The sequence below is a fragment of the Serratia sp. 14-2641 genome (assembly GCF_001692375.1).
Classification (GTDB): Bacteria; Pseudomonadota; Gammaproteobacteria; order Enterobacterales; family Enterobacteriaceae; genus Chania; species Chania fonticola_C.
This window is the reverse complement of record NZ_LXKR01000001.1, coordinates 327547-344492: the sequence shown is the minus strand read 5'-3', so window position 1 is coordinate 344492 and position 16946 is coordinate 327547. Positions and strand designations below refer to the sequence as shown.

Sequence of the window (16946 nt, the reverse complement as noted above, 5' to 3'; positions counted from 1 at the left end):
ACCTCCTAGAACAGCTTGATAATGGTGAACGGACTTTTACCTGGCATATGCGGTGTGCCGCCATAATTCAGATGATTGGCAAACTTGGCTGCACAGACGTCGATTGTGCGGTTGCAACCGGGGTACAACGTCACCGCCTGACCAACGGACAATCCCACCGTGCCGCCAAGCAGCCCTACCTGGTTGCCGTTCTGCGCTTTCATCCCGCGCCGCTCGATGACCCCATCGACAATCCACTCGATATAGCCTCCAGAGAAATGGTCTTCAGCCAGTCCGCCAGGCAAGTTGACGGTCACACCGGCACCGTCCAGCGCCTGTATGGTCACGCCAACGGCGAACTGTTGCTGATTGACTTTGCAGTTGTGGTCGTAAAGGGCATAGGGGCATGCTCTACCCCAGGTCAGGCGCAATCCAACCTGATTGAACGTGCTGGCCAGGCTGGCGGTCACCAGGCGGGCGCGATCAATGGCCTCACGCTTCACTTCTTTGACGGTACCGACCCAGACGGTGCGGAACTCGGCTGCAGCGTCATCAATATGCAGACGATGGATGCGGATGCGCAGCGGACTGCTTGGCGGGATGCCCCGGAACAGTTGCACCACGGCATTGTCGACCGGAGCGGTAATGTCCAGGCTGTTGCCACTACCGGCGCTCAAGCCGTTGTCGCTAATGGCGGTTTGCATCCAAATATGGCCGCCGACCTCGATATCACGGTCAGCATTGGTGTAGCGGTAAAACACCACATTGCCCCGGATAAACTCATAGAGCGTAACGGGCCGGCCATCGGCGGTTGAATACTCAAACTGATTCCAGCTCATCTCTGATCCCCCTGAATGTGGTTGAAACGGTGGCCAGGCCATCAGCGTCGGTGACGTGCTGCCAGGCGACAGAGTCGGATTCTTGACGACACAGCGTCAGGTAAGAGATGGAAACGATGTGCTCCAGGGCGACAGTGATGTGGTCACCGTCCAGCGCCAGGCGCTCGACGCCATAGTTGATGATGGCCACACCGGTGATCCGGCGATAAAGGCAGGTACCGTCAGCCAGCTCAATACGCAGATCACAACGGCCATTGACCACGCCAAGCTCGGCGAACGCCGCATACTCGACCTCAATCCTGCCGTTCGCCAGCCCAGACACCGGTGTAAAGTCGTTACACCCGCTGGAAACCCAGATTGCGCGCTGACGGCCACGCAGGAAGTAGAACAACTGGCGCAGTGCAGCCTGTTTCTCACGCCCAACTGAGACCCAGTGATGGTTCATCAGCGTGAAGGCACGGCGGGCGGTGTCCGTCCGAACGGGAATGCCGGAGCCGTTGTCCAGTTCTTGCAACAGTCGCAGGTATTGACCGGTAACCGGCTCGCTCCAGTCTGAAGCGGGTTCCAGCACCGGATGATTACGGTAAACCGGCAATGCCTGGATGCTGTCGCTGTTGGCGTTATGCTCAGTCACCCGGAAACGGATTTGAGCCGAGAACAGACTGTCGGTATGCCGGGTCAATGACGGCGGGTCGGTGAGCACGGCAGGTCGCAATGGATACACACAAGACCCTGCTGACCAGGTCACCGGCAGCGGCGTGGCCAGGGTGATCGCTGTTGCTGAAATGCCGATAACGGTCGCCAGGCCAACGTCGGCAGACAGGCCCAGACCAGACATCAGCAACACCGAACCGCCAACTGTAAAGTCGCGGCCCAAAGTAGGGACGGTGATATGGGTAACACCGGCTGGGTGATCGACATCCAGCACGGCCACATCGGCAAATACCGGCATGGCCCACTCGGCAGCACCGGCAATGAACAGGGCATTTTCGAACCGCTGCTTGTCGTTGTTACCGACCAGGATACCGAACTCAAAGGTGCGCCGAGGGGACAGACGGCGGGCAATCCGCTGCTCGGCTCCCGTAGGCGATGGCAGAACGTCGGTCTTCCACTCCAGTGTTTCAGTGATACCTCCTTGCCAGTTCGGCTCGGCCAACCAGGGTAAACGGTTCATCATTTCACCCCCATCATTTGACGGATCGTAGGGGCGTTAGCCTGGAGGAATGTCATGGCTGCACGTTTACCGCTCAGGCTATTAAATCCAGCAGACATCGCATCACCGGCATTAAAGACCAATGTTTGCTGGAAAAGCGGTTGCTCAGGCACGGTAGCCGCCGGGCTAGCCGCTTTAGTTTCTGGCAGCGACATCGGTGCCGCAGCTGCAGGTGCAGGAATACCAGCAAGACCGCCAGTGGAATGGCGAACTCGCGGCATCCAGCCTTCCAACGCAGCCATGCCGTGACGGTTGAAGTCATGCAGGAAATCCAGCGCACCTTGCTGTTGCACCACGGCGGCTCGCGTCACGAACTCGTTGTTTGAGAGCATGGCCGGGATGGAATCACTGGTTGAGGTACCGGCCCCTTGAATATGGCCACCGTCCGCAGCAAACAGCGTACCAATCATGCCACCCATACCGCCCGATGACCCTATAAGGCTGGATGTAGCCATTTGAGCCAATTGCTGAGCTGCGATTTTGGCCATGCTGTCAACGATGCTCATCGCCAGATTGCGCACGGCATCTGAGAGGCTCATGGTGCCTTTGGCCAACCCGAGCAGGGAGCTTTCAATACCGCTTTGCAGACCGTCACGGAATGCAACAGTCAGCTCATTACCGGCCTGGTTGAGCTTGTCGAGTTGCCCCTCCAATTGGCGGATCATCTCGCGGATTTTCTCGCCCGCTTCACCAGGCAGATCGGCCATTTCTTTCAGTTGCGGCAGGTAGGCTTTCACCTTATCGCCAACTTCTTGGTGCAACTCGATCAGCCGTTGACGTCCCTGTAGCTCGGACAGCAAACCGCCCTGGACTTGCGCCTGGATACTGGTTTCTTGCTGGGCTTGGTAAGTGAACAGATCGTCGAGCTGCTTTTTCATGTCATCGACACGAATTTTTGTTTCGGTGACCGGCAACAGCTTGTCGAGCCAACTCAACCCTTCGGTGTTACCGCTGGCCTCAAACTCGGTACGTAACTCAGCAAACTTTTCTTTGGCCTGCAGCAAACTGGCTCCCGCCGTGTCGCCGGTAGCCCGCATATATTCAAGCTGTAACTGAACGTTCTGGGTCGCAAACTCACGGGCATTGATAGTGGCGTTCGCCGTTTCAGCCGCTTCGCGCTGTGCAGCCGTTAAATTGCGGGTGGCAATCTCTTCGGCCCGGAGAGCCGCCGCACCCTCTGTACGTTTGGTCGCCTGCTTTACCAGTTGGTCAACAAACCGTTGGTTCTCGGCAAAGGACTGCTTGGTAGAAGCAGCGCTGGCTTTAAGGGCTTTTTGCCGCGCCTCTTCTTCATCCAACAATTCAGCACGAACGCGAGCATCGCTTTGGGCTTCTTCCGTAGCGTTTTTTAGCAACCCATGTTCGATTTCATACTCGACCTTGGCCGCATTGGTATTGGCGGTTTTGAGATCTAACTGGCGCTGGAGCTGCTCATTGTACTGTTTGACTTTTTGCCCGGATTTATCCAGGGCTTTGGCATCGATATCCCACTGGCCACCCGAGAAGTTGATACCGTCAGTAGACGTAACACCTCGGTCTCGTAAACCGCCTGGTCCTTCGCGAGTGCCTTCAGAAGCCCACATTTTCTGGTATTTTTTCTGGAGGTTGTCCAGCGCCTCGGCTTCTTTGTCGATCTCTGACTTATTGCTGTCCCAGGTACGTTTCATCGCATCCGAAGCAGCGATGGCATCATCTTCAATCTTCTGCTGTTTGGCCTTTTCTTTAGTGATTTCCTCCTCAGCAGCTTGTTCTGCCTCTAAGAGTGCCAAACGCTCTTTAAAAGGAGCCAGTGACTCAGCGTATTGCTGACCACGAGAAGCAACTTCCATTTCACTGCCTGCTGCGTCGATCCGGGCTCTAAGTTCCTTAATTTCCTTTGCTCGTGCTTCAGTTTCAGAATCCAGACCCAATGCGCCGGATAGCTCACCTTTTGCAGTTTGGATCGCCTCATTCATCCGGTCTTTAACGTTTTTCCAGCCTGCGGCCACCCAGTTCAATTTTGTCTCGAGGTCGACCAAACGATCAGATGCGGCCTCTTTGTATTTTTGGGAAGCGAGTTCGATTGCATCTTCAGTACGGCCCTGTTCCTCCAGTGAACGGATACGCTGGTAGGTTTCAGAGTCTAACCAGTGGTATTGCTCGCTGCTGTTCCTGGCCCAGTCAGAGGCGCTGTCAGTCATCTTGACGAATTCGGAAACCACCTGATCAGCTGATTGGCCAGTGAGTTCGGCCATCACTGATGCCGCTTGTGCAACTGACTCCAGCGTTTCACCGGTAAACTTGCCGCTGCTGACCAGGCCATTGAGGATATCGCGCATCTGGCTGTAGTCGCCGGTCATATCACCACCGGCCTGCGCCATCATCTCCAGTTGGCCAGCAGTAACTCCGGCATAGTTGCCTGTCTGCTGAATGCTGGTATTGAACCTGTCCTGGTCTTCCATTACCGAGTAGATAGCCGCTGCTACACCGACCACGGCACCAGCAGTGAGGCCAAGCCCCAATCTGACTGGGGTAATGAGTGCAGGCAAAGCCCGCAAACGAGTCCCAAAATAGTCAAGACCATCAAGCGTGGATTGCCAGTCACCAGAAGTAATCTCACGGATCAACTCTGACAGCTCACGCAACGCACCGGACATACCTGGTGCGTTTGCTGATGGGTTATCAGACATGTCCCCCAACGCATCACGTTGAGCCTGTATCTTCGCCAGATAGTCATCAAACGAACCGGTATCAATCAGGCCAGATTTATAGGATTTACGCAGTTTCTCTTCTTGCGCATCCAACTTGGCGAACGCTTTCGTGACGGGATCAATACTGCCCAGCAGGTTGTCCAGGTCTTTCTTCAGCTTGTCGACTTCTTTGGCATGGCCCTCAGCGGCTTTGGCTGCGGCCTCTTCAGCCTGTGCAACCTTCTGTTCCTGTTGGTACAACTCATGGCCACGCGCACTTTGCGCATGCCAGGCAGCGGTAACCTCTTCAGAGCTACGGGCCGCGCGCTGTGATTGAGACACCGAGGTATTCAGTTCGCTGTTCAGTGTCTGCTGTGATTGGGTGTTTTTGAGTGCAGCCTCTGCAGCGGCTTGCTGTGCATCAGTCTGCTGCCGAGTGGCATTAGTCGCAGTTTGCTCAGCGTCTGTATGTTGGCGAACGGCATCAGCCACCGCTTGTTGAGCTTGCCCTTGCTCCCGGGCTGTATCTGCATTGGCCTGCTGTGCCTGAGCTTGTTGTTGTGAGGTATCGGCCTGAGTTTGACTGGCCTGTGCTTGTTGCTCGGTAGCTTCTGTAGCCGCTCTTTGTGCCTGGGATTGCTGATTTGCAGCCTCGGCTGCGGCTTTTTGACCCTCAGCTGCTGCTGCCCACTGCGAATTACTGACCTCTGCTGCAGCGCCCACTGTTTTAATATCATCAGCCAACGAGGCCAGGCTTTGTTTGGCATCGTTAATGTCGGCAGTGATACGTAACGCAAGATTGAGGGTAGAGTTTCCAGCGGCCATGACAGCACCCTATATAAAGGAAGAGAATTGCCCTGAGTCACTTTTTCAGGGCGTTGATACGTGTGTTGGCATCCTTGCCACCCTCAGACCCGGCATAGACATCCAGTATCCGGGCGATGCTGTCCTGGTTATCCAGATACAACACCTCCCGGTAATACAGCATCAACTGGCGATAGGTGTAGTGGGCGAGCCTATCCGGGTTGTGGCCTGCGCGGATCAGCGTGGCGAAGACTCTGCCAAATCCAACGGTTTCTTTAGTGCGGCCTGGATCGTTACCTGCCGAATGGCAGCACTCATAAAAAAACGCCGATTCGCCGTCCAGAACACATCGATCAGCGTCGAGCCTTCACGGGCGGGCAGACCGCGTACCCATTCCGATGGCTGGTCACAACTGCGGGCCATTAGCAGCGGTAACGAATGCGCATGCTGTGCCAGGACATCCATCACGACCTCATACCCCGGATACTCCGACTGCATCACATCCGCCAGGCTGGTAATGATGGGCTTCAGTTCGGCATGCAAGGTAAGCGAATCCTCCAGCGTGAACTCGCGCACGGTCAAGAGCGTGCCAGCGATGGTTACATCAATGTTGGGCAGCAAAATTGACACGTCATCACTGGCATCAGGTACTACTGCCACAGGTTTTGCTGCTGGCCCCCTCGGTCTTTTGGTTTTCCGGCTCATTCTGCAGGCTCCGCAACATGGATGATGCGACCAAAGCGGCTGAGTACCGGGTCAGCAGGGCGGTTGGTATCGAACAGTACACCCGCCGTTGTTTCCAGCCCCGCCAGTGAGGTATCGCTGTTGATCATCGCCAGCGCCGCTGCCGGGTCAAAGACCACTTTGTGCAGGATCTGAATGACCGCCGCCCCCCCTTCAGCCAGGTTGATACCGTCGAACCGCAGCGCCAGCGGCTCGGGCTGTTGGGTGAACATTTCGGTATTGGTGCTACCGGCATAGGAATAGTTGACGGTGAGTGGCAACGCAGCCGGTGCAGGCGTCTTCAGGAAATCAATCGCGCCATACAGGACGTCAATCTCGAAATCTATACCCGGTTCCAGAGTCCCGATTTCTACATCGCTGACGTTTTGATGTTCCAACGTGACACGGCTCCCCGCCTCAATCCCGGCAGGCAACGGTTCCCCCGTGACCGTACCGGCAGGAATAACCACTCGCTCACCGTAAAATACCAGCGCCAGGTTATCGGCAGAGAACTCATGCCAGGTCATGCTCACCGTGCCGTCTTTGCTGATGGGGAAGCGACGAACAGTCATGCGTTGCCCAGAGTAAGACTCTTTATGGGACAGATTCTCCACTGATAGAGCCAGTGAGAGTACAGATACATCCCCGATCCAGCGCCAGGCCAGTGGCTTGCCGTAAGCGTCACGGCGGGCGAGGTAGACCTTGCCCTGGTTGTATTGATAGGTTTCAATCTGCGACATGATCGTCGTTCTCCTGCTTTGCTTTTTTGCCTGTCTGCGGTGCGGTCACGATGGGGCTGTGGCTCACTGCAGGTGGTGCGATACGTCCGCGCCGTTCAAGCCACTTGGCTTCTTCGTCACTGACATCGATGGTGTCACCCGCCGTAACGGGCTTCCCCTGATGGGTGTGTGGCCCACTCAGTGTTACTTTTTGCATCTCATGCCCCCGATAACGTGGTTCACCATAAAGACATCCATCCAGACCAGGGTTCCAGCGTCATAATCCAACACATCGCCCTTCACCCATTGAATGCCGGTGGTGCAAAACTTGTTGGGTACCCAGCCAATCAGATGTTCACGCACGGTACTGATTAGCGGGTTAACCTGATGCGTCAACCCCTCGGCTCCCTGGCCATAGTTGCGAACTGAAATCGCTACGCCGATAACCGCTTCTGCAACCTGGGCACGACTACCGTTGCCAGGGGTACCCCGTTCCGGCCCCATCAGGACATAAGCGCCTGGCATCGCAAAACCTGATAGGTCGGTGACTTTGCCGTACTCCACAATGGTGCCGACCTGGCTGAAGGGTTGTGGGTCAATCGCCCGCAACCGCTCAACGACCAGGTTGATATCAAACGGGGCGCTGCTCATTTGCCGAAGTCCCGCAAGGAGTCCATGCTGAAGGTGCGACCAGGGCCGGTAATGTTTGGGCCGCCCCCAGCCGCAGGCAGTGGATCTTCGATCCCCAAGCTGTAATCCCCCTTGACGACATCCCTCAACAGCCTCAATGCATCGCGATAATCACGCACAATGGGGTCAGTCTTCTCATCAGTAATGCGATGAGCATGGAGCCGATAGCGGGTGATATCCAATGCCCACCCAGAGAGGATCGGCGGGATAACTGTCAACGGCAGGCGGTGGCCACGCTGGCGGAGAAAGCCATCAATCAGCGACTGCGCTTTCTCAACCGCTTCTCCGATGCGCTTAACGGCGGCCAGAGCAACCTCGACCTCAGCCGGTGGCCAAGGGCTGGTGTCTTCACCGCGTAATAGCGCATCCAGAAGCTCCGGGCGGGCCGGAGGCTTTCCTGCTTGCTGGGTCGTTTGAGAGAGTTCGACCGCACCAGGCCGTTCAGCAAGGTGCGCGAGCGTTACATACCAGGCCGTTGTCATGACACGCTTCCTCAAAATGCGGCGGGTTTGGCGACAGCGCGTTTTGCTGCCATGAAACCCTGCTGCAAGTTGGTACGGGCGATAGCCAACCAGCGCGGATCGATATCCGGGTTTTCGGCTAGGCCATCCAGGTAATCACCGACCAGGCTGCCCAAGTCGGTGAGTTCCTCCATCGCCGCCAGCTCGGCATCGGTGAGCTGGCGGTGAGAGCTTTGGGCTTTGATAACTGGCATGGATTAATTACCCCGCAACGGCGTTCTGGAACAGGTAGCCAACATCTTTAGCCACGCACAGTTCTTTTACTGACTCACCGACACGCACTTTCTGGCCACCGCGCATCCCGATATTGGGGTCAGGAATAGAGCCAGATACACGGTTGCCAAACTGCGCCGTAAAGCCCCATGTCACACCGCCCTGGGTGTTGGCCAGGCGATTGCGGTAATGGAAGGCAGCATGATTTGCCCAGGTACGTACCAGTATTGGTTTTTGGCCAGGACGGGCGATATTGACCCAGGCTGAACCGATATAGATGTCTTCCAGTTCCAGCAGGTCTTTCAGGAAGGCCATCGGCACCATACCGCTGTCACCCAACGTGCCGTGATAGGCTTTGACAATGCTTGGGTTGCGGCGCAAAGCCGTGGCGGTAACGCGTCCCAAAATGGCGATGTTTGGCCGCATCACCAAATCATCAAGCGCATCGGTAATACCGACTAACGGGTTACTGTCTGCATGGCTCCATTGATTTGCACCAGCCAGAATTTGACGATTGCCAACAGGGTAGCTATTCGGGGAAAACACCAGTTTGCTGGTACGGACTTCGCGATCCAGAGCAATCAGATCTGCCGTTCGTTCGGTAGCATGGCCCAATGGGTCATAATTTTTCGGGGCGTTGTCGATGTCATCCTGCGGGATCGGCGCATCAAGGGCGTAATCTTCTGCAGAGTCGGTTTCTTCTTCTGCCGGGAACTCGACCTGGTTAGGCTGTGAGGTACGGCCCACAGTGGTATTAGGCACCGTGAAGCCCTGAGCGATGTCGTATTTCCACCACTTGAATGACTTAACACCGACTGGAACGCGGGGTAAGACATCATCGGCAATCAACGAAACGTTGCGATATGCAATGGAAATCGCCGTCAAATGGGGATCAACGGGGAATGGAAATTGAGCCATTGTAATTCTCCAGATAAGAATGGGTGCCGGAGCCGATCCCGGCGAGTCATGGCGGTTTATAACGTGTGTTACGGTGCCGCTGCAGCCAACTTGCCAGGGTTAATCCACACCGAGCCGATATCGCCCTCCGCGCCAGGTACCTCGGCATAACCGATGAACCAATCACCTGCAGCAGCAGGAACGGCAAGCCCATCCGCGTTTGCTGTCAATGGATCGCCCAGGGCGATATCCGCACCGTAGCCCACCAACGCCAATCCACTGCGGATGATGTCGAACACCTCGCCATCATCTGCGGGAACAATGGTGGTGACGCCGGTGATGACTTTGGTGCCGTCCATCGCCTGCGCTGAAAACCCTTCTTCAGTACCGTGGTTCACCAGGCTGCGGGCAGCGATAGCACCCTCCGCCCGTGAACCGGTGATCAAGCCTGGAATATTCACTTGTTACCCCCTTTCACATGGTTGACGGCAGCGGTCATGGAGATAGTGCGGCCTTTTTGGGCTTCCGCCTCCTGGTACTCGCGAGCCTTGTCCGCTACGGCATTGACGTCTGCAAAATCCAGCACGTCGCCTTCAGCCCCTTGACCCGATTTCTCACTGAAGTCGAGCAGCTTGGGCTTTTCACTCAGTACCGAACGCAGCAACTCCTCCGGCGTTTTGCTAACGGTGGTCGAACCATCGGCAAATGAAATTGGCTCGTTGGCCAAGCTGACAAGCAGCTCCACTACCGTGTTTTTTTGGCGTGGCAGCAGTTGACCCGCTGTGACCAGGCCATCGGCAAATGAGGTAATGTCAGTGCGGCGTTTTGCTGCGGCTGCGTCCTGATCCTGCTTTTCTTTAAGTTTGATCCTTTCTTCTCGGGCATCGAGGTCAGCCTGCCGTGCAGCGAGATCAACTGCTGCACTGGATGCACTCGGATCGATTTTTGACACATTGGACTCCTCGGCATACGCCAGTGGTGAGATTTGCGCATCTTCTGCGGCGCGAGCAGCAAGCTCCTCAACCGATTTGATGCGCCATTGGGGTAAAATCTGGTCGGCTTTTTCCGCGCCTTCCTTTTCAACCAGGTAGTCACGCAAGCCCCGGAACATGTCGGTCAGCAGCTCGGTTTCCCAGGGAATGGCAAACTCCAGCGGGGCGTCAGCCTCAGAGAACGACACATCCGGCAGACCTTTGATAGCCGGAGGCGTTGCGCCGAGAAAACCGACATGGCGCGGGTAGTAATGACCGGGTTTGGGGTTGCCTGGTGAATCTGGCAAATAGAGGGAAAGACTGCGCTTCTTGAAGCTGCCAGCATTGAAGGCTTCAGCAAAGTCAGCGTTGACCTGCTTGGGTTCGGTGTAGACCAGGCCATCACGCACCTCGAAACGAGCAGCCCAGCCATAAGCCGGTGCGGTGAGCTTCGGATGCCCGATCACAAACGGTGCTTCAGAAAGCGCAGGGTCGTAACTGCTGGCCAGATCAATGCAATCATCCAGCGTGAACATGACAGAGCGTCCGTCCATTGCGGTGTGGGTACCGGGAGCAAAAACAGCAAGTGTGGCTGTAGATGTTGATTGTGGCATCTCAGTTATCGTCCATAGCGAGTGGTATGGAACGATATTGATAGAGCACAACAAAAACGTAATCTGCCCTCGGGCAGATAATTATTGAGTAGTAATCGGGATTGAGGTTGCGTGGGAGAGAGTAATTGCGCCGATAGCCGTATTAGAACGTATTGTAATACGGCTTGGTCGCTGAACTTGAGTCATCATGCCACTCAGGCCCGTAGAAGTCACTACAGCGCGTTGGTGGCGATTAGGTTTTTAGCGATCGCTGCAGGTAGTTTCTGGCCAATTCGACCAGGCGATCCCCCTCCTGGGCAGAAACGCCCAACCATTCCCTAGCAGGGATAGTGATCTTGTAAGCCGGGAGCGTATGCCACTGTGCAAAGTCTGATTTTGATTTGCGGACAAACCGGTTGTCACCGGCAGCAATACGATCCTGCTGGTAGTACGCCTGCTGACTGCGGGCTGGCATCTCAATTGTCCCGCCAAACTGGTGTATGGCGCCATAAGGTCGGTCAGTGCCGAACAGCAGCTCCTGCGCGGCGATTTGCCAACGCAAGGTATTACGCAGTGGACCATCCAGCGTGAGGATTTTGTCCTGGTTCTTGCGCTTACGCTTTTTGTACCGTGCCGATAAGGGAGCCCACGGCGTACCATCGGGAGCCGTTTGGTCACGGAACCGCTGCTGGTGAAACTCCAGCAGTTTCTCGCCCATGTCTGACAACAGCGGTGTTGGATCGCTTAATGCTGCATGAGTGGCCAGCAGAGTGGATAACGCATCTTGATAATCAAACGTCAGTGTTGCACCAGCCATCAGTTTACCTCCCGTTGATAGAGTCTCACGCCCTGGCGCAATGACTGCAGCATCGCCTCAGACGTTGACACGTTACCTGCCCAACCATCACGGCCCACTTCGAACACCACCGCCACCGGTTCTTCCTGACCACTTACCTGGAAACGGGCCAGATAACGGCGACGAACGACGGCCAGTTGCACGTCGGCCAGCCAGACTATCTGCACCCAAATCTCGTCAGGGGTTTGGATTGCCTGAGCGATCAGCGGTAATGCGGTGGCTGTATCAAACGATGCTGACTCGGCATAGTCAGCCGGGTTACCGTCATTGCCCCAAAACATGCCCAAGCCTATCGCCAGACGTTGGCCAACAGCGTCGAGAAAAGCGGCTGCACGTGTGAACGATGCCTTAAACGATCCCAGAAACTCCTCAATGGCGTTGCCTTCCCAGTCTGGCGGCGTGACCGGTTGCGGCTCTGGCAATGGGTCAGGAGGGGAAATAGGCGAAGGCGCGGTGGGTAAAGGGTCTAAAGGCGGAAGATGCTCAGGGGGCAATGGGCGACCACCACGCGGTGGCGGTACCTGGCCACTAAAGTTACGGCTGCGGCCAGGCGTATGTTCAAACCCTGGATCAATGCCTTCAGGTACTAAAACAGTGCGCGGGCCACCGGGGCTGCGCTGGCCAATTGTGCGCTCAACCCATTTGATCGGCGGCGCAGTATCCGGGCCTGACTTGCCCATGCGCCGCAGGTCATCTTCGGTACGGGCGATAACGCTACACTGACATCCCCAGGCGTTGATTGGGAAATGGGTTACCCACCACGGGTCGTCCCACCGTAAGATCATACCGTTCCAGGCGAGATGCTCCTCACGGGGTTCCTCGACCACATCACTATGAACATACTCCCAATAGGGATGCGTTTCCCGCATGGCCATCAACTGCTGAAAGCGTCCGGCCATGTAGCTGCTGCGCAGATTGGTCTCATAAATAACACGGGTACGCCACTCAAACCCGCCGTTATAGCTCCAGCCGTAACGCGCGACGATACCTGAAAAGTCTTTACGGAAATCCTGCAGCGTTCGACCTTCGGTAATTGCCCGCTCTACCGCCTTGCGCAGGTCGGCCAGCAGGTCATCGCGATTGGCACCGGCGACCATAAACTCATAGTCATGGGCTGCACCGTAGACATCTGTCCAAGCGTCGGTTTTGGTATTGAGCTTGCGCTGGAAAAAGGCAATCTGCTCGCTGAATGGCAGCGAACCATAGCCAACGTTACCGGCCATTGACTGCCTCCAGTAACTCATAGCGACCCGCCAGTGCTGCTGCGGACATCGCCTGGGCCAACACCTCGGCATACTGATCGAGCGTCATGTCCGGTACCAATTTATCCAGGCCATCCCTCAAGGCTTCCAGGGAGTCCACACTGTCGACCAGTTCCTGCAGCTGCTGCATCCACCCATCGGTGACCGGGGTCAATTCACTGTTCAGACGGATGGCCATCGCAGCGGGTGCGTCCTGTGGGTGGCTATGCTCGGCGAAATCGCTTGGCTTGTTGCCTGCAGGTGCTACTGGCGTTATGGGTGCCACTGGCGGCGTATCACTGTTTGGCTTTGGCTCCCAATCGCCACCATACGTGTCTTTCACATAGGCTAATGTCGGACGGTAGCCGGTGGTCTCAGAGATAGACTTGTCACGTTCGGCGCGGGACTTCAGGTCTTCCGGCTCATCAAAGACGCGGGATACCTGGGGAACGGCTGCACCAGGGAAATTAAGTTCGGTCAGCCAGGTGGCGGGGCCACGGTTCCAGGACTCACAAATCACATCACCATCGGATTTTGCAATGCTGGCCAGAATACCGGCTTGCAAGGACTCATCGCCGCCGATCCCTTTTGAGGCTCCGCCAGAACTGGAGATCTGCCCGACAACCACGCGACGGATAGCTTCATTCATGGCGTTGTACATGGACTCATAATCTGCCGCGCCAGAGCGCGATGCAGACAACATCTCAAGGGCCATGCCCTCTGGCATCACCACGCCACTGTCGGTAGATATGGCACGGGTCAGTGCCAGCAGGTCACGTTTTTGCTCTGGTGTTGCCCCTGGTGGATGTTTACCGGCAACTGTCGGCATACCGAACTTGTCCAGGAAGATCAGCCAGAACTTGATATCGTTGCGCTTGAAGAAAGTGGGCCAGTACAACCAGTGGGCCAGGCCAAGGCCATACGGTTCATCATCATGGTCAGCCCCGGTCGCGAATGACCAGAAATAAGGTGCAGGGCAAGGTTCTCCGGTGAACATGTTGCCCGGCGTCAGCAACCGCAGTTCCCCTTTGGGCGTAAAACGAAACCGCCTGCGGTCTCGAACCTTGACCTCATCGATCCACAGCAAGTTGTCGCGTGTTCCATAAATCAGCTCAGACACCGCGTAACCGTAAAACACACCGTAGTGCATGAGCCGGGTGATACGGTCAAAGCCCAGTGCATCAATCTGACGTTGCATGGCGTCTGCGGCCTCGATATCAATCGGACGATCCCCACCGGCATCCACCTTGATCTCGCGGGAGATCAGCGCATCCTGGCGCTGAGTGAACGCTGATTTAACCTCATCATCACTCAGCACTTCACGGTAGATTTTGAGGTCTGGCGCGCCCCGGTTCATCAGCACGCTGTCATCGGCCAAGGCCAGAGAGCCTATCCACGGGCGAGTGATATCACGACCATCACCGGTGGTCGCAATTTCCTGACCCAGCACAGGGCGTTTAAACGCACCTTTAAGCTTCCCCAACAGACTCATATAAACCCTCCAAAATCATTACTGCCACGAACGGTACCGAAGCCGGTCTCCGTAAATTCGCCACCGTGGCTTGAGCCATAGCCTGACAACACCCGGAAGATGTCACGCGCTCCGGTAGACTGGAATTCAATCTCGACAGCCAGATTTAACGTGGCGTAGTTTCCCAGGCAACCGGCGATGGCCGAGTCACCGTGTCGCACCAGTTCGGCGTCCTTCAGGTCTTTTTTCTCCAGCTTTGACACCATCGGTATACCGTCGATGGTTTCCACCGTCCGCAAGTCCTGGGCGATGTTCTCATCACGCGGCAGGTCAATCATGTTGTCTTCAAACAGCCCAGTGAACTTCGGCATCCACACGCCGTACCATGCCCTGTTCAGGCTGATCTCAGCGATACGCGGCCTGCCATAGCGGTCTGCGGTGTATTCCGCCAACACCATGCCAGGGCCAGTTGCATCGATAGCGCCCCCGGATTGGCGGGGCAAATGGTCGATAAACCAGAAAAGGATCTGTTGCTGAAGGCCGGAAGGCACGTTGTTCAGCTCAAGGGCGAACGGCACCACGCGGCGTAAGTTTTGGGTGATAGCGATGGGCCAGATCACCGAGAAGTGGCGGTGTCGGGCAAAGTCCATGCCGAACACATGCCGCAGCGCAGGGTCTAGTGTGGCCATGACAGGGGCAAGGTTCTGCTCAATCCAGGCATTACCCCAGGATTCGCGCTCCAGCTCAGTTTTATTGATAAAGTCATCATCCAGCGCCAGACGAATGACCGGACGCTCCTCCGGCATGGCCCGCTCGATCCACACACCAGGGATACAAACCCCATTCCCATCTCGGGGGATGGCATCCAGTTCCTCACGCATCGCCGCCTTACGTGGGCCATAGGCATTACGGATGCGGTTATACCAGGTCTTTTTACCTTCAACCGTGGCAACCTCACCCTTCATGGCACAAACACGCTCGTAAAGGCCATTGGTCACAGCATCATCAAACGTGATCCGCAGAACGGCGGCATCATCCCCATATCGACCTGCTTCAATATCCGTGCAGAACTGGTGAAACGGGTTGTTCTTACCATTCTCAGAACTGATGACCACAATACGCCCGCCCCAGATAAGGAGGGCCGTTGCAGCATCCAGCACACCTTGAACATCCTGGTGGAACGCGGCCTCATCGATAATGACAACGCCTTGTAGACCACGAATATTGGCGGGGCGAGAGGAGAGCGCGGTGACCTGGAATCCACTGGCAAAACGCACTCGGTAGGCGGTGATCTGCCGGGTATTGCCTTTGCCATCCTGGTCTTCAAACAGGAACTCTTCGATGTTGGAGATATCCTGCGACTGCTGCCTGGCGATGACGCGGGCAAATTTCCCCACGTAGCCAATAAACTCCAGCCCTTTTTCCTTGGTGTCACCAATGTAAAAGACGTTATCACCGCGAGCGGCTTTCTGAGCACCGGCGATCAGCGTGGAGTTTAACCCCCAAGCAAAAGTGATACCGGTACGGCGGCCCTTTGGGATGGCCAGAATGGAGACGTCATATTTCAGGCATTCAACCTGGTGCGCCATCAATACCCCTTCCGCAAACGGATTGAAGGCGGACGGGATATCGCGGGCGCGGGCAGGCAATTCATCCCACTCGACGTTGCGCACCGTTGAGGCTAATGATTTCATCACTTAATCCCCAGTACATGCTCACGCCAGAACTGCACCTGGTCTTCACTCAGCCCTTGAGCCGATGCAACCTGCTTAAGATTGGCATCCTGCTCACGCAGCTGCTGTTCACGGGCTTTGCGTTCGATGGCTTCGCGCTCGTCAAAGCTGACTTTACGTGCCTGCAGAACATCTTTCGCCGCCCTGGCCAAATGCCTAACGGTATCAATGTCCGGTTTATCTTCTTCCAAAGCGGTGAATGTTGCGTGCGACGTCAGCGTGGTAACGGCTTGCACCATCAATGCACCGGCGCGTTCGTCCGGGTTTTCACCCAGTTCGCTGACCAGCAACCGGGCCATCTGGTCTTGCTCACGCATGCGGCCCACCATCTCGCCAAACGACTGTTTGTAACGGCCCAAGGCACTACGGCTAGGGGTATCATCGGCATCAGGGAAGTGCGTACGGATATCTGTCAGCAGTTCATCTAACGTGAGCTGGTCTTCACGTAATCGGCGTTCAATATGCACCCGGACATCTGTCGGCAACTTGTGGATCGTCGATTTACGTCCCATGTCATCCCCCCGCGCCAGGGCGTTTAACACCAGGAACGGTGGCGCGGCCAGTAGCCACATCAGCCCCACGCTCAGTCAAGCGGGCAACCAGGACAGTATCAATATCTTCAACAGTGACCAGCCCTTGATCTTCCAGCCAACGTAATTCGGTTTTAACCTGATCACGGCTCGGGTTATGGCCATAACGCGTCAATGCCCCATAAATAACAGAGCTATTCGATGTATAACCAGGAAGCTCGTTCAGGATGCGCAAGATCACCAGGCGCTGATCTTCGCGTAAAAAATTCGCAAAACTCATGGCT

The 16946-nt window shown here is 56.0% G+C and carries 19 protein-coding genes; all 19 read right to left on the bottom strand.

The window, feature by feature from the left end:
- Positions 1-5: 5 nt before the first annotated feature.
- The gene (locus A6U95_RS01595) at positions 6-818 is read right to left on the bottom strand and encodes a phage BR0599 family protein (protein ID WP_065683196.1); all 813 of its coding nucleotides are present in this window, start codon (positions 816-818) and stop codon (positions 6-8) included.
- Positions 799-1995: a hypothetical protein gene (locus tag A6U95_RS01590; RefSeq protein WP_065683195.1), complete on the bottom strand. Its 1197-nt coding sequence runs from the start codon at positions 1993-1995 to the stop codon at positions 799-801. Before A6U95_RS01590 ends, A6U95_RS01595 begins: the two co-directional genes overlap by 20 nt.
- Positions 1992-5525 carry a phage tail length tape measure family protein gene (locus A6U95_RS01585; RefSeq protein WP_065683194.1) on the bottom strand — a complete coding sequence of 1178 codons (3534 nt, stop codon included), beginning with the start codon at positions 5523-5525 and terminating at the stop codon, positions 1992-1994. The genes A6U95_RS01590 and A6U95_RS01585 overlap by 4 nt, the downstream gene beginning before the upstream one ends.
- A 37-nt stretch (positions 5526-5562) precedes the next feature.
- Complete coding sequence (locus A6U95_RS31650) at positions 5563-5688, bottom strand: hypothetical protein (RefSeq protein WP_256388573.1); 126 nt, start codon at positions 5686-5688, stop codon at positions 5563-5565.
- Between the two features lie 53 nt (positions 5689-5741).
- Positions 5742-6209 carry a DUF6631 family protein gene (locus A6U95_RS01580; protein WP_343227108.1) on the bottom strand — a complete coding sequence of 156 codons (468 nt, stop codon included), beginning with the start codon at positions 6207-6209 and terminating at the stop codon, positions 5742-5744.
- The gene (locus A6U95_RS01575; RefSeq protein ID WP_065683192.1) at positions 6206-6967 is read right to left on the bottom strand and encodes a hypothetical protein; all 762 of its coding nucleotides are present in this window, start codon (positions 6965-6967) and stop codon (positions 6206-6208) included. The genes A6U95_RS01580 and A6U95_RS01575 overlap by 4 nt, the downstream gene beginning before the upstream one ends.
- Positions 6954-7163, bottom strand: coding sequence for a hypothetical protein (locus A6U95_RS01570; RefSeq protein WP_025121732.1), 210 nt, complete (start codon positions 7161-7163; stop codon positions 6954-6956). Before A6U95_RS01570 ends, A6U95_RS01575 begins: the two co-directional genes overlap by 14 nt.
- Positions 7151-7597 carry a hypothetical protein gene (locus A6U95_RS01565; RefSeq protein ID WP_025121733.1) on the bottom strand — a complete coding sequence of 149 codons (447 nt, stop codon included), beginning with the start codon at positions 7595-7597 and terminating at the stop codon, positions 7151-7153. The genes A6U95_RS01570 and A6U95_RS01565 overlap by 13 nt, the downstream gene beginning before the upstream one ends.
- Positions 7594-8118 (bottom strand): DUF1320 domain-containing protein, encoded by a 525-nt coding sequence (locus tag A6U95_RS01560; protein WP_065683191.1) that lies wholly within the window; start codon positions 8116-8118, stop codon positions 7594-7596. Before A6U95_RS01560 ends, A6U95_RS01565 begins: the two co-directional genes overlap by 4 nt.
- 11 nt (positions 8119-8129) lie before the next feature.
- Positions 8130-8351 carry a hypothetical protein gene (locus tag A6U95_RS01555; RefSeq protein ID WP_065683190.1) on the bottom strand — a complete coding sequence of 74 codons (222 nt, stop codon included), beginning with the start codon at positions 8349-8351 and terminating at the stop codon, positions 8130-8132.
- Between the two features lie 7 nt (positions 8352-8358).
- The gene (locus A6U95_RS01550; protein WP_065683189.1) at positions 8359-9288 is read right to left on the bottom strand and encodes a phage capsid protein; all 930 of its coding nucleotides are present in this window, start codon (positions 9286-9288) and stop codon (positions 8359-8361) included.
- Positions 9289-9356: 68 nt separating this feature from the next.
- Entirely contained in the window at positions 9357-9728 is a 372-nt protein-coding gene (locus A6U95_RS01545) for a DUF2190 family protein (protein WP_065683188.1), read from the bottom strand.
- Positions 9725-10792 carry a peptidase gene (locus tag A6U95_RS01540; RefSeq protein ID WP_198927283.1) on the bottom strand — a complete coding sequence of 356 codons (1068 nt, stop codon included), beginning with the start codon at positions 10790-10792 and terminating at the stop codon, positions 9725-9727. The genes A6U95_RS01545 and A6U95_RS01540 overlap by 4 nt, the downstream gene beginning before the upstream one ends.
- Before the next feature lie 292 nt (positions 10793-11084).
- A complete protein-coding gene (locus tag A6U95_RS01535; RefSeq protein ID WP_065683186.1) occupies positions 11085-11648 on the bottom strand; it encodes a phage virion morphogenesis protein in 564 nt (187 codons plus the stop codon).
- The gene (locus A6U95_RS01530; RefSeq protein ID WP_065683185.1) at positions 11648-12910 is read right to left on the bottom strand and encodes a PBECR2 nuclease fold domain-containing protein; all 1263 of its coding nucleotides are present in this window, start codon (positions 12908-12910) and stop codon (positions 11648-11650) included. Before A6U95_RS01530 ends, A6U95_RS01535 begins: the two co-directional genes overlap by 1 nt.
- Positions 12900-14420 carry a DUF935 family protein gene (locus A6U95_RS01525; protein ID WP_065683184.1) on the bottom strand — a complete coding sequence of 507 codons (1521 nt, stop codon included), beginning with the start codon at positions 14418-14420 and terminating at the stop codon, positions 12900-12902. The genes A6U95_RS01530 and A6U95_RS01525 overlap by 11 nt, the downstream gene beginning before the upstream one ends.
- Positions 14417-16093 (bottom strand): hypothetical protein, encoded by a 1677-nt coding sequence (locus A6U95_RS01520; RefSeq protein ID WP_065683183.1) that lies wholly within the window; start codon positions 16091-16093, stop codon positions 14417-14419. The genes A6U95_RS01525 and A6U95_RS01520 overlap by 4 nt, the downstream gene beginning before the upstream one ends.
- The gene (locus A6U95_RS01515) at positions 16093-16704 is read right to left on the bottom strand and encodes a phage protein Gp27 family protein (protein ID WP_241810606.1); all 612 of its coding nucleotides are present in this window, start codon (positions 16702-16704) and stop codon (positions 16093-16095) included. The genes A6U95_RS01520 and A6U95_RS01515 overlap by 1 nt, the downstream gene beginning before the upstream one ends.
- Complete coding sequence (locus A6U95_RS01510; protein ID WP_065683181.1) at positions 16646-16942, bottom strand: hypothetical protein; 297 nt, start codon at positions 16940-16942, stop codon at positions 16646-16648. The genes A6U95_RS01515 and A6U95_RS01510 overlap by 59 nt, the downstream gene beginning before the upstream one ends.
- Between the last annotated feature and the right edge of the window lie 4 nt (positions 16943-16946).